Source organism: Streptomyces mirabilis (assembly GCF_039503195.1).
Taxonomy (GTDB): Bacteria; Actinomycetota; Actinomycetes; order Streptomycetales; family Streptomycetaceae; genus Streptomyces; species Streptomyces mirabilis_D.
In genome coordinates this window covers 9,391,479-9,405,950 of sequence record NZ_JBCJKP010000001.1, presented here as the reverse complement: position 1 = coordinate 9,405,950, position 14,472 = coordinate 9,391,479, and the positions used below count along the sequence as shown (strand labels likewise).

General features: G+C 68.7%; 11 protein-coding genes and 2 pseudogenes. 7 read left to right on the top strand and 6 right to left on the bottom strand.

What is annotated here, in order from left to right; translation table 11 throughout:
* Positions 1-7: 7 nt before the first annotated feature.
* The gene (locus AAFF41_RS42640; protein WP_217574613.1) at positions 8-505 is read right to left on the bottom strand and encodes a GNAT family N-acetyltransferase; all 498 of its coding nucleotides are present in this window, start codon (positions 503-505) and stop codon (positions 8-10) included.
* A 1,019-nt stretch (positions 506-1,524) separates the two neighbouring features.
* Between AAFF41_RS42640 and AAFF41_RS42635 the strand changes: the two genes are divergently transcribed.
* Positions 1,525-3,012 carry an FGGY-family carbohydrate kinase gene (locus AAFF41_RS42635; RefSeq protein ID WP_319753050.1) on the top strand — a complete coding sequence of 496 codons (1,488 nt, stop codon included), beginning with the start codon at positions 1,525-1,527 and terminating at the stop codon, positions 3,010-3,012.
* Between the two features lie 616 nt (positions 3,013-3,628).
* On the opposite strand, the gene AAFF41_RS42630 is transcribed toward AAFF41_RS42635, so the two are convergent.
* The 5 genes and pseudogenes from AAFF41_RS42630 to AAFF41_RS42610 all read right to left on the bottom strand — a co-directional run bounded on the left by AAFF41_RS42630 (position 3,629) and on the right by AAFF41_RS42610 (position 8,406).
* A complete protein-coding gene (locus AAFF41_RS42630) occupies positions 3,629-4,870 on the bottom strand; it encodes a DUF3103 family protein (protein WP_319753051.1) in 1,242 nt (413 codons plus the stop codon).
* A 206-nt stretch (positions 4,871-5,076) separates the two neighbouring features.
* Positions 5,077-5,805, bottom strand: coding sequence for a FadR/GntR family transcriptional regulator (locus tag AAFF41_RS42625; protein WP_319753052.1), 729 nt, complete (start codon positions 5,803-5,805; stop codon positions 5,077-5,079).
* A 129-nt stretch (positions 5,806-5,934) separates the two neighbouring features.
* The gene (locus AAFF41_RS42620; RefSeq protein WP_343325740.1) at positions 5,935-6,522 is read right to left on the bottom strand and encodes a methyltransferase domain-containing protein; all 588 of its coding nucleotides are present in this window, start codon (positions 6,520-6,522) and stop codon (positions 5,935-5,937) included.
* Between the two features lie 78 nt (positions 6,523-6,600).
* A pseudogene (locus AAFF41_RS42615) lies at positions 6,601-7,062 on the bottom strand (alpha/beta fold hydrolase); the annotation flags it as partial.
* 393 nt (positions 7,063-7,455) lie between these two features.
* The gene (locus tag AAFF41_RS42610; RefSeq protein ID WP_319753054.1) at positions 7,456-8,406 is read right to left on the bottom strand and encodes an alpha/beta hydrolase; all 951 of its coding nucleotides are present in this window, start codon (positions 8,404-8,406) and stop codon (positions 7,456-7,458) included.
* A gap of 216 nt (positions 8,407-8,622) precedes the next feature.
* On the opposite strand from AAFF41_RS42610, the gene AAFF41_RS42605 reads away from it, so the two are divergent.
* The 6 genes and pseudogenes from AAFF41_RS42605 to AAFF41_RS42580 all read left to right on the top strand — a co-directional run bounded on the left by AAFF41_RS42605 (position 8,623) and on the right by AAFF41_RS42580 (position 14,356).
* Complete coding sequence (locus AAFF41_RS42605) at positions 8,623-9,057, top strand: cupin domain-containing protein (RefSeq protein ID WP_099943992.1); 435 nt, start codon at positions 8,623-8,625, stop codon at positions 9,055-9,057.
* A 135-nt stretch (positions 9,058-9,192) separates the two neighbouring features.
* Positions 9,193-10,274 (top strand): annotated as a pseudogene (locus tag AAFF41_RS42600) (IS3 family transposase); the annotation flags it as partial.
* 463 nt (positions 10,275-10,737) lie between these two features.
* The gene (locus AAFF41_RS42595) at positions 10,738-11,706 is read left to right on the top strand and encodes a patatin-like phospholipase family protein (RefSeq protein WP_343325739.1); all 969 of its coding nucleotides are present in this window, start codon (positions 10,738-10,740) and stop codon (positions 11,704-11,706) included.
* A complete protein-coding gene (locus AAFF41_RS42590; RefSeq protein WP_319753056.1) occupies positions 11,703-12,926 on the top strand; it encodes a macrolide family glycosyltransferase in 1,224 nt (407 codons plus the stop codon). The genes AAFF41_RS42595 and AAFF41_RS42590 overlap by 4 nt, the downstream gene beginning before the upstream one ends.
* Positions 12,927-12,929: 3 nt before the next feature.
* The gene (locus AAFF41_RS42585) at positions 12,930-13,421 is read left to right on the top strand and encodes a hypothetical protein (protein ID WP_343325738.1); all 492 of its coding nucleotides are present in this window, start codon (positions 12,930-12,932) and stop codon (positions 13,419-13,421) included.
* Positions 13,418-14,356, top strand: a complete 939-nt coding sequence (locus tag AAFF41_RS42580; protein WP_343325737.1) for a hypothetical protein — start codon at positions 13,418-13,420, stop codon at positions 14,354-14,356. Before AAFF41_RS42585 ends, AAFF41_RS42580 begins: the two co-directional genes overlap by 4 nt.
* Positions 14,357-14,472: the final 116 nt, after the last annotated feature.

Genomic DNA, 14,472 nt, shown 5'->3' with positions numbered 1-14,472 from the left:
GTGGAGATCAGACAGCGGCCAGGCTCTTCGCCATGACCCGCTCCCTGCCGACGCCATCGGGCAGAAGATCGCCGGGCTCACCCGTGTCCGTGAAACCGTGCCGCTCATAGAGCGCGGTCGCCTTGCGGTTGTCCGGCATGACGGACAACCGCAAGGTCGTGGCGCCGCGCTCCGCCCCCCACCGCTCGACCGCCTGGATCAGGTAGTCGCCCACGCCCTTGCCCCGAGCCGTTGGGTTGACCCACATCGAGATCAACTCCACGTTCTCTGCTCCCTCGCCCGGCACTCCGCTGGCCATGCCCACTGGAAGGCCGTCGAGGAGCGCGACGAGATCGTGCGCGCCAGGAATCGACAGACGGGCACGCCAGCGTTCCTCTCGGTCGCCGGAGCCCTGCCACTGGGCCAGCGTCGATCCGAACGCGTAGGGCGCCTCAGCAAGCGCGGCCAGTCGCAACTCCCGCCAAAGGGGCCAGTCGTCTGATTCCAAAGTGCGTAGTTCAAGCATGATCCAGACCCTGCCCGCCCGCCGGGGCGGACAGCAAGTTGATTACAACCATGCGAACGAGGTCGCTCAGCCCTGCGACCAGCCGAAGCCGGGGAGCAGCGGTGACTCACGCACCCGCAGACCACGAGACCTCGGTGAACCTATCCGGTCACGGCACTAGCTACGCTAGGGGATTCGGCCATTTGCGCTGCCGGCTCCACCGCACACGCGTGGCCCAGGCGTGCCGTGAGGGAGCGGTTCCCTTGCAGGAGGGGTGCGATCCCGGAAGAAGAGCACCCCCGAAAGCATCACAGGAAGGGCGGAGCGCATGGGCACCGACCGAACCGTGCGGAGCCGACCTCACGCAGGAGCCCCACCCGAGCACTCCGGTGGGGCTTCGTCGTCTCACGCGCGCTCTCACACAGCTCTCACCAAATGTGCCGACTCCCCCGTGCTGGGATGCCCTGAGCTGGCATTACGCGGCCGTCCTGGACGCCCACGGACAGTCGTCACGACCTGTGCCATGGGGGACCGTCATAGCTCACGACGGATGGACACCACCGCACGCGGCCACGGCGAGCGGGTTATCGCTCTACGCCAGCAGCGTGCGGCTTTCGGCGTACAGGGCTGTGTCGGCCGATGGCCATGTCACACCAGAGCGCGAGCGGATGCAGTAGGGGGCACCCCCCATTTTTTCCGGCTCCGACCGCTGCGTGGCGCCGCGGGCAGCCACCCGGTCCGAGGGACCGCATCGGTCGAGATCCGGACCATTTCCGGGCCGGCGGTCCTGCCAAAGTCTCGACGGGCGCTTTTTGCGCTGGTCAGCAATGCGCTACCTCTGTGCCACCAGCAGACCGAGAAATCCGTGTACTGGGCGTGGATCCGGTATTTGGGTTCTGCCGTGGAGACCCGGGGGGACGCAGCCGCGCTCGTCCGAGGTACAGATGTGACGACATCTCCGGCTGCCGTCCGGCTGAACCGCGGGAGCCGGACCGAGCGACAACCTACGGTGGCGCACCCCGCGCCAAGGGAGGCAGTACATGATCGACGTCGTCTTTGGAGTTGACGTTGGCACCTCCAGCACCAAGGGCGTGGTGGTCGACCCTGTCGGCCGCATCCTGGGTGAGGCCGTACGCAGTCACGTGGTCGACCGTCCCCGGCCGGGGCACGTCGAGATGGACGCACATGTGTGGTGGGACGAGTTCGTCTCGCTCGCGGCCGAGTTGCTCGATCGCGACGACGTCACCGTCCGCGCCGTCGGAGTCAGCGGCATGGGCCCGTGCACCCTTCTGGTCGATGACGCGGGAGAGCCGGTGCGTCCGGCGGTGCTGTACGGGGTGGACACCCGCGCCGAGGAACAGATCGCCCGGCTGAACCGCGAGTTGGGGTCGGACACCGTCTTTCGCAGGTGCGGTTCGGCGCTGTCGTCCCAGGCCGTCGGGCCGAAACTCGCCTGGATCAGCGAGCGGGAGCCCGGGGTGTGGGCACGCGCCCGCCGCCTCCTCATGCCTGCCTCGTGGCTCGCCCACCGGCTGACCGGCGCCTACGTGCTGGACCTGCATTCGGCCAGCCAGTGCACCCCGCTGTTCGACATCCACGAGCAGCGCTGGATTCCCGAGTGGGCCGAGCACATCGCACCCGGCATCGAACTCCCCCCGCTGCGCTGGCCGGGCGAGGAGGCCGGTCGGGTGAGCACGCCCGTCGCGGGCGTCCCGGCCGGGACGCCGGTCATCGTGGGGACGATCGACGCCTGGAGCGAGGCCATCAGCGTCGGCGGCCACGGCGTCGGCGACCTCATGTTGATGTACGGCACCACCATGTTCCTGGTGAACACCGTCGACCGGCTCGTGACCAGCCCGTCGATGTGGTCCACGGTTGGCGCCCTGCCCGGCACCCGTAGCCTGGCCGGCGGTATGGCCACCTCCGGCGCCGTCACCGACTGGCTCGGGCACCTCTTCGGCGACGTCGACCTCGGCGTGCTGTTCGACGAGGCGGCCGCCTCGCCCCCGGGTGCGAACGGCCTGGTGATGCTGCCGTACTTCGCCGGGGAAAGGACACCCGTCATGGACCCCGACGCCCGGGGCGTGATCGCGGGCCTGACGCTGGGTCACACCCGGGCCGACCTGATGCGGGCGGCGCTGGAGGCCACCGCCTACGGTGTCCGGCACAACGTCGAGACGATGCTCGCGGCCGGTGCCGACATCCGGCGGATCGTTGCGGTCGGCGGCGGCACCCGGGGCGGACTGTGGCCTCAGATCGTCAGCGATGTCACCGGTCTCGAACAGATCGTCGCCCGCACGACCATCGGTGCCAGCTATGGTGCCGCCTTCCTCGCCGCCGGGCTGATCGGCCGACCGGACATCGCGGCCTGGAATCCGGCGGAATCGGTGGTCCGGCCCGAGCCCGCCACCGCGAGTGTCCACGACCGCCGGTTCACCCAGTACCGGGTCCTGTACGAGAGCACCACCGCGGTCACCCACGCCCTGGCTCACGACCAGAACACCGGCCGTGAAGTAGATACCCCGTGACGTCGTCCTACGCCCTGCCCGCCCCGTTCCGTTCCGTGTCCGGTCCTGAAGCCGGACGACGAGTACCACACGCCGAACCACCGCTGAGCACCGTACTCCTCTACCCGCTCCACCTCTGTGAACCGACCTCGCTCAACACTCTGCGGTTCTCGCTCCACGGCCTCCAGCCCGCTCCAAGATGGTCAGTCGCACCAATTGCGGCAGGTCATGAAGCGACCGGTCGCCAAGTCCCTTCGCTTCGGCTCACCTCGTCGGGACCGGCCTCCGCAATCGCTGACACAGGCTGCGATCAAGATCCGGGCCATGCTCGGGCCAGGGCCGACACACCGCTCCCTCAACCGCATTCGTGCTGCTCAGAGGCGCGCAGACGATATATCACCAGCAGCCGAAGCACCTCCTGGTGTCCTCCTCGGCGATGCGGCTGGGCTTCTTCCCGTCGCAGAAAAGGGGTGCCTGACCAGGTCAGATGTCCGGCAGGCGCCCTTCTTGGTCAGTGCCGGGCACGGCTGCGCCGCGGTGTCGGGAGCATGCGGCCTCCGGCACGACGGCCGTGTGCTCGGCGCGGACCGGCGCGTTCACCGAGGTGCGGCGGCCGGTCCGCGCTTGCGCGCGAGGTCTAGAACTCCTCGACGAAGTAGGGCTCGACGGTCATCCAGCCGTTGCCCGAGGCGCCGTTCAGTCGGCCCGAGGAATTCTGGGCGAGGGTGTACCAGGACTCCACGTAGTCGGGATCGTCGGTGAACCAGCTGTCGGGGATCGCGCTCAGGACCGCGTTCACCAACGGGATGTAGGTGCCCTGGTCCGTCACGGTGAGCAGCGCCGTGGTGATCGCCTGTGCCAGCGCACGGTAGTTGGTGCCGTCGTCGTCCTCCATCATGACGACGTCGGCCAGGTTGTACTTGTAGTTCGACCAGTTGACCAGGATCTGGTTCGGGTAGTAGACGGTGCCGTCGTAGTCCAGGTAGGGCATGTCCACCGAGTCGACGCGTGCCGTGCCGTCCTGGCCGAAGCCGGTCACCAGCGAGAACATCTCGGCGGCGCCCTTGAACCAGGGCTCCTGGTCGTCGTTCACCTCGACGGCCGTGACCTTGGTCGCCCACCAGCCCGCCGCGCTCGCGGCGTCGGCGCTGTTCGCCGGCTTCGACGGGAGGGAGGTCAGCCCCTTGTCGGCGAAGGCCTTCTGCAGCACCTTCAGGCCGGCCCGGTGAGCCTTGGTGACGTCGATGTCCAGGACGTACAGCGGGCGGTCGGGGACGCGCGCGGTGTCGACGGCGTGGGTGTGGCCCTGACTGTCGTACGCCGTGATGGTCTTGGCGTCGTCGTCGGCCGCGGCGACGGCGATCCAGGGGGTGGCTTCGGCGTTCAGGTGCGACCGCATGGACGGCGCGCCCAGCCGAACGCGCAACAGCGACCCGGTCGACGCGGGCAGGCCCTTCAGGCCCGCGATGCGACGGTCCGCGGCAGAGACGGAAGCGAACAGGTTCTTGCCCTCCGGAGCGGCGGTCCTGCCCGCCAGTGCCTGGAGGTCCACGTCCTCGGTGCCGAGCGCGGCCGCACGGACCTGCTCGCGCCACTGCGGGTTGCGCAGCGAGGCGGACAGCGCCCGCGCGATCTCCTGCTCGGTCGACCGCATCGGAGACTTCCGGAACGACGTGGCCTGGTCTCCCGCGTCCCGCACCGGCGCGGCGATCGCCGGCTGGACGGTGCCGCCGATGGCCGCGGACAGCATCACGCCGATGAGGACGCCGCGTCTCTTGCTTGATCTGCTCACCATGCTCCTTGTGTTGTTGGTCGCCGCCGCGCCCACGGTGAACGGGCGGCCGTCCTGGGGGTGATGGGCCCGGATTGCCTCGGGCACCTGGGGGGTCGCAGCCGCGCACCTGGTCCCACCCCGCCGGGCGTTCACCAGGACGTCAACGTTGACCTATGCATGACAATGGACGAAACGTGAGATGAACGGGCATCCGTGCATGATCGGGGCCATCCCGAGGTCGGGCCGCTTCGCCGCACACACCTCGCCTCGACGGGAGCCGGCGGGCCCGGAGTCTCCGCCGGGAAGCGCGGCTACCGGGGACCGTCGGCGGTCGGACGCCCGTGAGAACTGCTCAGCGAACCGAGCATGATCTTCTCGGTGACGGCCAGATACGTCTCCGCCGCGCGCCGCGCCTCCTCGCCGTCCCGGTCGACCACGGCCCGTACCACCGGCGCGAGCCGGTCCGCCGCCCGCGCCGCGTCCTCGAACGGCGCCCGCAGCGAAGCCCGTACCGGAAGGTAGGCGTTGAACAGCGTGTTCGTGAGGAGCACATAGACCCGGTTCCCCGTGGCCCGCGCCAGTTCGCGATGCACTTCCACGTCGGCGAGCTGGACGGCGTCGGCGTCCGGGCCGTCCGCGACCTGGCGCAGCAGGTGTTCCAGCCGCCGGGCCTGTCGTTCCGTGCGCCGGTCGGCCGCGCGGCCGGCGATCAGGGTGCCGATCTGCCGCCGCACCTCGAAGACCTCCCGCAGCCACGTGGGGTCCTGTGCGGCCAGCATCGGAAGCAGGTCGGCGCCGCCGACCCGCAGGTAATCCAGGATGCGCGTGCCGATGCCGTGCCGGGTGCTCAGCAGTCCCGCCTGCTCCAACCGGGTCAGCGCGTGCTTCAAGGTCGTACGGGTGACCCCGTACCCGGCGGCCAGCTCCCTCTCGGGGGGCAGCAGGGATCCGGGTTCGTGCGTACCGCTCAGAATGTCGCCACGCAGCCGTGCTTCAAGCAGGTCGACCACGGTTCGGCGCGGAATGCTTTCGACGGCCACGGAGGATCTCCCAGGCTTCGGTCAATGGTTCAGCGGCTCACTGGTCTAGTGGCCCACTGGTTCAGCGACTTCTTGGTCTAGTGGCTCAGCCACTGCTCCAGTGAAGCAGCCCCCCGACCGCCACGTCAATTACCTGATGGCGCACAGCAGTTGAGCACGGTCCGCGTGGAGAGAACCTACGCGCGGACGAGCAGTGTGGGCCTGAGCACGGGACGGGTTTCCTGGGGTGGTCACGGGTAGGAAGACGAGTAGTCCGAGGTGGCCACCAGGGTCCCGGTCATCGTCTGGAACAGGGCGCCGTGCGGACCGATGCCGTAGCGGGCCACGTGCCTTGACGCAGGTGACCTGACGGCGGCTTGCGCACAGGCTTCGGATCGCGCGAAGGATCCGGAAAAGTACGGCGACAGCGAGGAACGGTAGCCGGATGAACACGCCTCCCCTACGGAGGACGCGCCGGACGTCGCGGACCAGGGCATGGATCTCCTGGGTGGACAGGGCCATGCACAGCAGCATGTGGGCGTAGATGGCGTCCACGGAGGCGTCGGGAAGCGGCAGCGGCTCGCGCACGTCGTGAACAGCGGTGGTTACGCGCGTGGCCAGGCCCTGGGACTGGGCGGCGCCGGAAGGCTCCTGGCCGTACATGCCGGGGTGGGCGCCGTAGGTGCGCTGCCAGTGTTCCTGCTGGGTGTCGGCGAGGTCGCCGTTGTGGTGCTGCATGGCGTCTCCCGTCGGGGGCGCTGGGTGGTGTTCGTCTGGCGTCATGGCGGATCTTTCCATGCGGGGTGGCGTGGCTCAGCTGCTGCCCGGGAACTTGCCCGACAGCTCGAACGCGCTCTCGCCCTTCTCAGGGAGGAAGGCAGCGATGTACACGAGCGCCTTGACGTTGTAGGCGCCGTAGGCGGTGTCGCTGATGACCGAACCCCCGTAGGATTGGCCGGCAAGCACAACCGGACCGTCAATGCTGGCCAGGAAGTCCTTGATGTAAGCGGTGTCGCTGCTCAGCCCGCGCAGCGGATCGGCCGCGGCGATCACCGGATAGCCGTCCCGCTTCAGCTTCTTGACGACGTCGTTCCAGCTGGTGGAGTCGGCGAACGCGCCGTGGACGAGGACGACGGTCGGCTTGCGGTGCCGCGAGGAAGTGGCTTTTCCGGCGCTCGCCGGGACGACCGATGCAGCGAAGAGTGCGGCGGCGACGGTGGCGGTAGCCAGGAGGGAGAGAGGAGTGCGGGCACGTCGGTAAAGCGAACGGTTGTTCATGAGAGGCCCTTTCGAGGCAGAGAATTCGACCGTGTCCGGACCCACGGACATGGCCGCGGTTGCGACAGGACGCTGCCGCGCGTCATGGAGAGGCAGGCCGGAGTCGGCGAGCGGGTAGGAGCTCCGGGGCGTACCTGGAGGTGCTGCGGCCGAGGATTGGCTCGGCTCGATGAATCGGCCGGGCTCCCCGTGCACGGTTTGACAGGGTGCCACAGCGACCGTGCGGATCGGCTCGCCCACATTGCTCATCGTGACCGTGGGGCCGGTGAACACTGAGGACAGGGATGGTCACTGTCCTGCGCCGATGGGTTCACGGCGCACGAGCGCCGAGGGTGGGCAGCAGCTTCGTCGCTGCTGGTCCTTCAGATGCTGCGGTTGAGCTGCGGAGAACTGTCAGTTGCCGCGCAGGGCGGTGCGCAAGGTGTGAATGGCCGTCTCCACCGCGGCTGTTGTGGCCTGCGTGGACCGTAGCGGGTTGAGCATCATGAAGTCGTGCAGGGTGCCGTTGATACGGATGCTCGTAGTGGGAACGTCAGCCTGGGTCAGCCTGCGTGCGTACGCCTCGCCCTCGTCCCGCAGCACGTCGCTGTCGTCGACGATGACGAGCGCCGGCGGCAGCCCCTGCAGCTCCTGCAAGCTCGCCCGGAGCGGCGAGGCGGTGATCTCCGCCCGCTGGGCGGGGTCGGTGGTGTAGCAGTCCCAGAACCAGGCCATGGCCTTCGCTGTGAGGTAAGGGCCGTCTGCGAATTCCCGGTAGCTTTCGGTGTCCTGGGCCGCGTCCGTGACGGGGTAGTACAGCGACTGGTGCACGAAGGTCACGTCACCGCGCTGCTTGGCCATGAGGGTGAGTGCCGCGGTCATGTTGCCGCCGACGGAGTCACCGGCCACAGCCAGACGGGCAGCGTCCAGGCCTTCCTCTGCGCCCTTCGCGGTGATCCAGTGGGCAGTCGCGTATGCCTGCTCGATGGCGACCGGGTACCTGGCCTCCGGCGAACGGTCGTACTCGACGAACACGACGGCGGCATGCGTCCCGACAGCCAGCTCGCGCACCAGACGGTCATGAGTGCCGGCGTTGCCGGTGACCCAGCCGCCGCCGTGCACGTAGAGGACGACCGGCAGCATGCCTTGAGTACCGACGGGCTTGACAATGCGTACCTGCACATCGCCCACCTCGGCGGGCACCGTGATCCACTTCTCCTCCACGTCCAGCTTGTCCACCGGCGCCGCCTGTAGCTCGTCCAGGACCTTCCGGGCACCCTCTGGGCCGAGCTCGTACAAAAGTGGCGGGTTGGCCGTCGCGTCCGCGAGCTCCTGCGCACCAGGCTCAAGAACGGACTTGGTCATCACTGCACTCCTTGGGTCGGCAGGCTCTTCCTGCTTCCACCCCTATGACAGGGCACCTGCTGCCGGTGTGACACACGCCCCAGGCCGATCAGGCTCGTTCTGGCCGCCCCATCGTCGTCGCCATCCGACGGCGGCGAGGGCTGTCACACTTCGCGACTCCACCCTGTCTTAACTGACGTAAGAAGATCCAACCGACCACAAATGATGAGGAAACCCATGAGCGCCGAACATTCGCACCACATCGAGAACCCCAACGCGACCACACCGCCGCCCAAGATCGACGTGATCGGCTCCGTACCCGGCGCACGGCAGATACCCGAGGGCGCCGAGGCGATGACACTCCTGGTCACCCTCCCGCCGGGCTGCGAGGGCGCCCCGCCACACCGCCACTCCGGCCCTGCCTACGGCTATGTCCTCAAGGGTGAGATGATCTTCGAGCTGGAGGGCGAGCCGGCGCGCGTCCTCAAGGCCGGCGAGACCTTCTGGGAGCCGGGCGGCGACGTCATCCACTACCAGGACGGCAACAACCTCGCCGACGCCGAATCCGCATTCGTCGTGACGATGTTCTGCGCACCCGGCCAGCCGATGCTCATCCCGGTCAGCGCGGAGGAGCTCGAGCAGCGGCGGGACCGTCGCGCACCTCGCCCCTGACCGCACGGGGGGAGGTCGGCTCCGTGCCCGCCTCCCCCGGCATTCCGGCACCCGAGGACAGCCGTGGGGCATTTCCCCTTGTGCGTGGACACCCTGATCATTGGATCGTGATGATCCATAGGACGGGAGTTCCCGTTGGGGACGTCGAAGTACTCTCCTGAGTTCCGGGCCGATGCCGTCGCGCTGTACCACTCGAGCCCGAGTGGGACGTACGCGCCAGTGGCCAGGGACCTGGGCGTCAATCACGAGACGCTCCGCACGTGGGTGCGGGATGCCGAGCAGGCCGTCCGGCCCGGGGCGGTGGAGGCCACCGCGATGGAGAAGGAGAACCGGCAGCTGCGGGCGCGAGTGAAGGAACTCGAGCTCGAGCGGGAGATCCTGCGGAGGGCCGCGAAGTATTCTGCGGCGGAGACCAGTTGGTAAGCAGCCGCTTCCAGTTCGTCGAGGATCACCGTGGCGCCTTCGGCGTCAAGCGGCCGTGCCGGATACTCACGGTCTCGCGTGCCGGCTTCTACCGGTGGCTGGCCGGCGCATCCGCGCGGGCCGGCCGGGCGAGGGCGGATGCCGAACTCGCCGAGCACATCAATCGGATTCATCAGGAATCGGACGGCACCTATGGGGTTCCGCGCGTCACCGCCGAGCTGAAGGAGGCCGGGAGGCCGGTCAATCACAAGCGGGTCGAGCGCGTCATGCGCATGTTCCACATCGTCGGGCTGCACCTGCGCAAGAAGGTCCGCACTATCATCCCCGAGCCGTGGGCGACATTGGTGCCGGACCTGCTCCAGCGGGACTTTGCTGCCCAGGAGCCGAACACCAAGTACGTGGGAGACATCACCTACCTCCCCATCGGAGACGGACAATTCCTTTGCCTGGCCACGGTGTTGGACCTGTGCTCGAAACGCCTGACGGGCCGGCCGACCGCCGACCACATGAGGATCTCGCTGGTCACCGACGCGCTCAGGGCCGCAGCGAAGGCCCGCGGCCGGAACGGTCCGCGCGGGGCAATATTTCACAGCGACAACGGGGCGCAATATGTGTCGAAGAAGTTCGCCCAGGTCTGTGACGAGCTCGGCGTGACCAGATCGCGCGGCACGGTCGGCACAAGCGCGGACAACGCCGCCGCGGAAAGTCTGAACGCGACCATGAAGCGCGAGACGCTCCACGGACGCAAGCGGTGGAACGGGGCCGGTGAGGCACGCCTCGCAGTCCGCCGATGGGCGGAAGATCGACTACTCCCGCGCTCCAGCGCTGAGCCGTGCGCTACTGTTCGCCGGCATTCCCGACGGATCAACGACGACATTCTCGCCGGGACATAGGGCCGTATCGGATGGCGACCGTCGTTCGGTCGGGTTCACCGTGCCGGAGTACCACGTTGATGAGCTCGCTCCCCGGATCGGACACCAGAGCCACAGATCTCGCGAGGCGTCATGCACCTCCCGGTCGGCGGATGCGGTGCGTAGCCACCGGTTTCAGAGACGGCTCACCAGAGACGCCTGGCTGGCGGTGTCACAGATGTGGTGGCCTCCCGGTCCTTGTTGGGGATACCGATCCGATTCGGTGCCGTGGGGAGAAAGGTGGATCATGAGGGTTACTTGTCGCCGGAGACCAGTCCCATTGGGACAATTTGCCTTCAACTGGGGCGACTTGGCAAGCGGTCGCGGCCATAAGAGGCGCCGAACCATGACGGGCGGCAAGGGACCGCGTCCGCTGTCATCGAGCGAGCCACCCGGGGGCCCGGCGCCGGCGGCCTTGCGCACCCTGCCCCGTCCCGTCGCCGTGGTGGTGGGCGCCGGTGGCGTGCTCGGAGCGGCGCATGTTGGTGTCGGGTACGCGCTGGAGCAGCGCGGATTCGTCCCGGACATGATCATCGGAACGTCGGTGGGCGCCCTCATCGGGGCAATCGGAGCCGCCCACCCCGACGGGGCCGCACCATGGCTGGACCACGTCTGGACCCAGTTGCGTCGCCGTGAGGTGTATCCGCTCGGCTACCTGTCCTCACGGGCCAGCCTCTTCACCGATCGCGGCCTGCGTCGGCTGATCGCCCGGGCTGGACTGCCGTCGCGGATCGAGCAGTTGGCGGTCCCGTTCACCGCGGTGGCCATGGACCTGGGCTCCGGCGCTCCGGCGCTGCTCAACCACGGAGACCTCGAGTCCGCGCTGCTGGCCAGCGCAGCCATTCCCGGGATCCTGCCCCCGGTGGATCGTGAGGGTCGGACGCTCGTCGACGGCGGGGTGATCGCCTATGTCCCGGTACTGGCGGCCCTCCAGGCCGGGGCGGCCAGCATGGTGGTGCTGTCGACCGGGCCGGAGAGCTCGCCGTTGAGCCCAACTATCCCGCGCCGACGCGCCAGCGCAATCGCCGCCAGGGCCGGACTGCTGCTGATGCGCCATCAGATCGAGCGTGACCTGCACGAGGTGTCCCAGCACATCCCGACCGTCGTGCTGCCGACCGGCATCGAGGCCTGGCCCGCCCCGTGGGACTTCGGACATTCCCAGCGGCTGATCAGCACCGCGTCCCGCACGGCGGGGCGCTTTCTCGACGGGCTGCGCATCAGTGGGCCGGGCCTGTATCGGGGCGACGATCCTCCGGCGACACCGGCCGTCTTGCACAAGGCGCGGAACACCTCCGTATCGGAGGTCGGCCGGTGAGTACCATCGCGTTCCTCAATATCGCCATGCACGGGCACATCAATCCGACGCTGCCGGTCATAGCCGAGCTTGTTCGTCGTGGCCACTCCGTCACGTATCACACCTCGCCCGCGTTCTCGCAGGAGATCGAGGCCACCGGCGCGACGGTGTGCCTCTACCCCGGGGGCGACCGACCGCTCCCCGATCCGCCGATGCCACTCACGATGCTGGACGGGCTTGCGCGCACCGCCGTGGGTCTGCTGCCCGCTGTGCTTTCCGATCTGCGTCGCGTCCGGCCCGACCTGATCGTCCATGGCGCCGCCTGCCCCTGGGGCGCAGTCGCCGCCCGCGAGCTCGAGGTGCCGACGGCAGCGGCGTTCACCACCTTTGCGTTCAACCGGCAGGTGCCCAGCCCCAGCCGCGTCTCGTGGGAACTGCTGGCCGCGGCGGCGACCCGGCCCCGCAATGTCCAGAGCTACGTGCGGTCGCGGTGGGGGTTGTACCGCCGCTACAACACCCGTGGGTTGCCACTGCTCGACTTGGCCAACGTACGCCAGCCCCTCAACCTGGTCTTCACCTCGCGCGCGTTCCAACTCGGCGTCGACGCCTTCGACCAGTCATACCAGTTCGTAGGCCCAAGCCTTGGCGCCCGTCCACTCGACCCGTCGTTCCCGATCGATCGCCTGCAAGCCCCGGTGCTGTACGCCTCGTTGGGCACGGTGTTCAACGCTCACCCAAAGCTACTGCGCAGCTTCGCCACCGCGCTCGCCCCGCTGGGCGGTACCGTGGTCGTCGCCACCGGGCAGACCGATCCCGCCGCCCTGGGTCCGTTGCCGGCCAACGTGCTCGCCCGCCGCTTCGTGCCGCAACCGGAGGTGCTGGCCCGCGCCGCGCTGTTCGTCACTCATGGCGGGATGAACAGCGTCAACGAGGCCATGCACGCCGGGGTGCCGATGCTGGTGGTCCCACAGGGCGCAGATCAACCGCTGGTGGCCCGGCGGGTTGTCGAGCTCGGCGCAGGCCTGTCGATCCGTACCCAGGACGCCGCCCCGGGACCCGTGAACGTCCTGGCCCGACGCCTGCTCGACGAACCAGGCTTTCGGGACGCGGCCGCCACCATGCAGCTCGCCCAGCGCGAGGCCGGCGGCTATGTGCGCGCCGCCGACGAACTCGAGCGCTACCTGCACCGGGTCGGCCGGGTCGGCCGACCGACACCGCCGGATTCCCCACAGGAGCGCTGACCGATGTCGTCCGTTGTTGTCGTCCTGCTGCTGCTCGCCGGGCTGTCCGAATCCGCCGGGCGGATCCTGCCCCTGGTAGCCACCCGGTACAGCGCGTCCCGGCCCATTGTGGCCATCGGGCTACTGCTGACCGGTGCCATGGTCGAGTCCGCTGTGATCGCACTGTGGCCACGGACCACATCGGCCCTTGCCGAGCTGGTGGTGTCCGCTCCATCATCACACGCCGCGCTGACCTGGACACCTGGCCTCGTTGCCCCCCTGGTTCTCGCCGCTGTCCTCGCATTCCCGCTGCTCGGGCCCCTGTTGCACCTGCTGCTCATCGTGGGGGTCGGAGTCGGCCTCGTCGCCCCGCTGTCCGAGATGACGGATCTGGGCTGGTGGGCTGCGGCGGGCTGCGTGGCCGTAGCAGGAGTCGGGCTGGCCGCCGCCGTCGAAGTTGTTCGGAACCTGCTCGTGAAGATTAGTGCCAGCGGGGCGCAGGAGTTGCTGACGTGACCTGGTTCCCGCTCATTGTCCTGGTCCTTGGTCCGCTCCTCCTCGTCGAAGCTCTGCTGGCCCGCTATGAGGTGCTGGCCTACAGCGCCGGCTGGCGGGCCCCTACCACCGAGCTCCCAGAGGGCGTGCCCTACGCCCGAGGTGCGGACGCTGACGGTCCCCCGGATGCCTATGTGGTCTACCTGGACGGCATCGGTAAACGCCGCGTCCGCGACACCCGGGACGGCGGCCAGCTGGTCAAGGCCGTGATCGCCGGGGCTCCGGAGTTGCGGGTACTGGGTCAGGTGCAGCCCTACTCGCCGCTGGCCGACCCGCTTGCTGATCGGCCGGTGTGGGCGTGGCTGCGTCGCCGCATCGGGCTGCTGTTGTTCCTGCACAATGTCATGCAGATCTTCGTAGCCGCCGACCACCGGTACCGCCCCTTGTACAACCGGGCTGTCGGCTCCCAGATCGCCACTCAGCTCCGGCTCGCCGGCTATCAGGCCGACAGCGGTATCCCCGTGGTGCTGCTCAGCTACAGCGGCGGCGCCCAGGTCGCCACCGGCGCGGTTGACGAACTGCACACCCAGCTACGTTCCCCGCTCCTGCTGATCACGCTCGGTGGGTTCCACAACGGCGCCAACGACCTCACCCATGCCGAGCACGTGCATCGGCTCACCAGCGCGAGCGACGGAATTGAGCGGTTCGGGACCTGGATCTTCCCTCAGCGCTGGCGGCTGTGCCGTGGTAGCGGATGGAACCGGGCCCGCCACGCCGGGAAGATCACCGTGCATCGGCTCGACCCGGCCACCCACCTCGGGCCGCGCAGCTACATCAGCCCGACGCCTCAGCCGCCCGACGGCCGTAGCTACCTCGACCGCACCACCGACACCGTGATCGCGCTCATCCGCGCCCGCCACAGCGCGACCGCGGCGACAGACGATCCGTCGCCATGAGTCCTCGACCAGAGCGCGCAGCGCAGGGTCCGGAACCCTTGGCACGAAGTCGGCCTTGCCGGGCGCCTCCGCCGCGGCGTCGCCGGCTGTTGCGTCGACGAGGGTGATCTCCTCGC

What these genes read in the sequence shown, in the direction of transcription:
- AAFF41_RS42640 (WP_217574613.1), bottom strand. Translation starts at nt 505, where the DNA reads ATGCTTGAACTACGCACTTTGGAATCAGACGACTGGCCCCTTTGGCGG.
- AAFF41_RS42635 (WP_319753050.1), top strand. Translation starts at nt 1,525, where the DNA reads ATGATCGACGTCGTCTTTGGAGTTGACGTTGGCACCTCCAGCACCAAG.
- AAFF41_RS42620 (WP_343325740.1), bottom strand. Translation starts at nt 6,522, where the DNA reads ATGCAGCACCACAACGGCGACCTCGCCGACACCCAGCAGGAACACTGG.
- AAFF41_RS42610 (WP_319753054.1), bottom strand. Translation starts at nt 8,406, where the DNA reads ATGACCAAGTCCGTTCTTGAGCCTGGTGCGCAGGAGCTCGCGGACGCG.
- AAFF41_RS42605 (WP_099943992.1), top strand. Translation starts at nt 8,623, where the DNA reads ATGAGCGCCGAACATTCGCACCACATCGAGAACCCCAACGCGACCACA.
- AAFF41_RS42595 (WP_343325739.1), top strand. Translation starts at nt 10,738, where the DNA reads ATGACGGGCGGCAAGGGACCGCGTCCGCTGTCATCGAGCGAGCCACCC.
- AAFF41_RS42585 (WP_343325738.1), top strand. Translation starts at nt 12,930, where the DNA reads ATGTCGTCCGTTGTTGTCGTCCTGCTGCTGCTCGCCGGGCTGTCCGAA.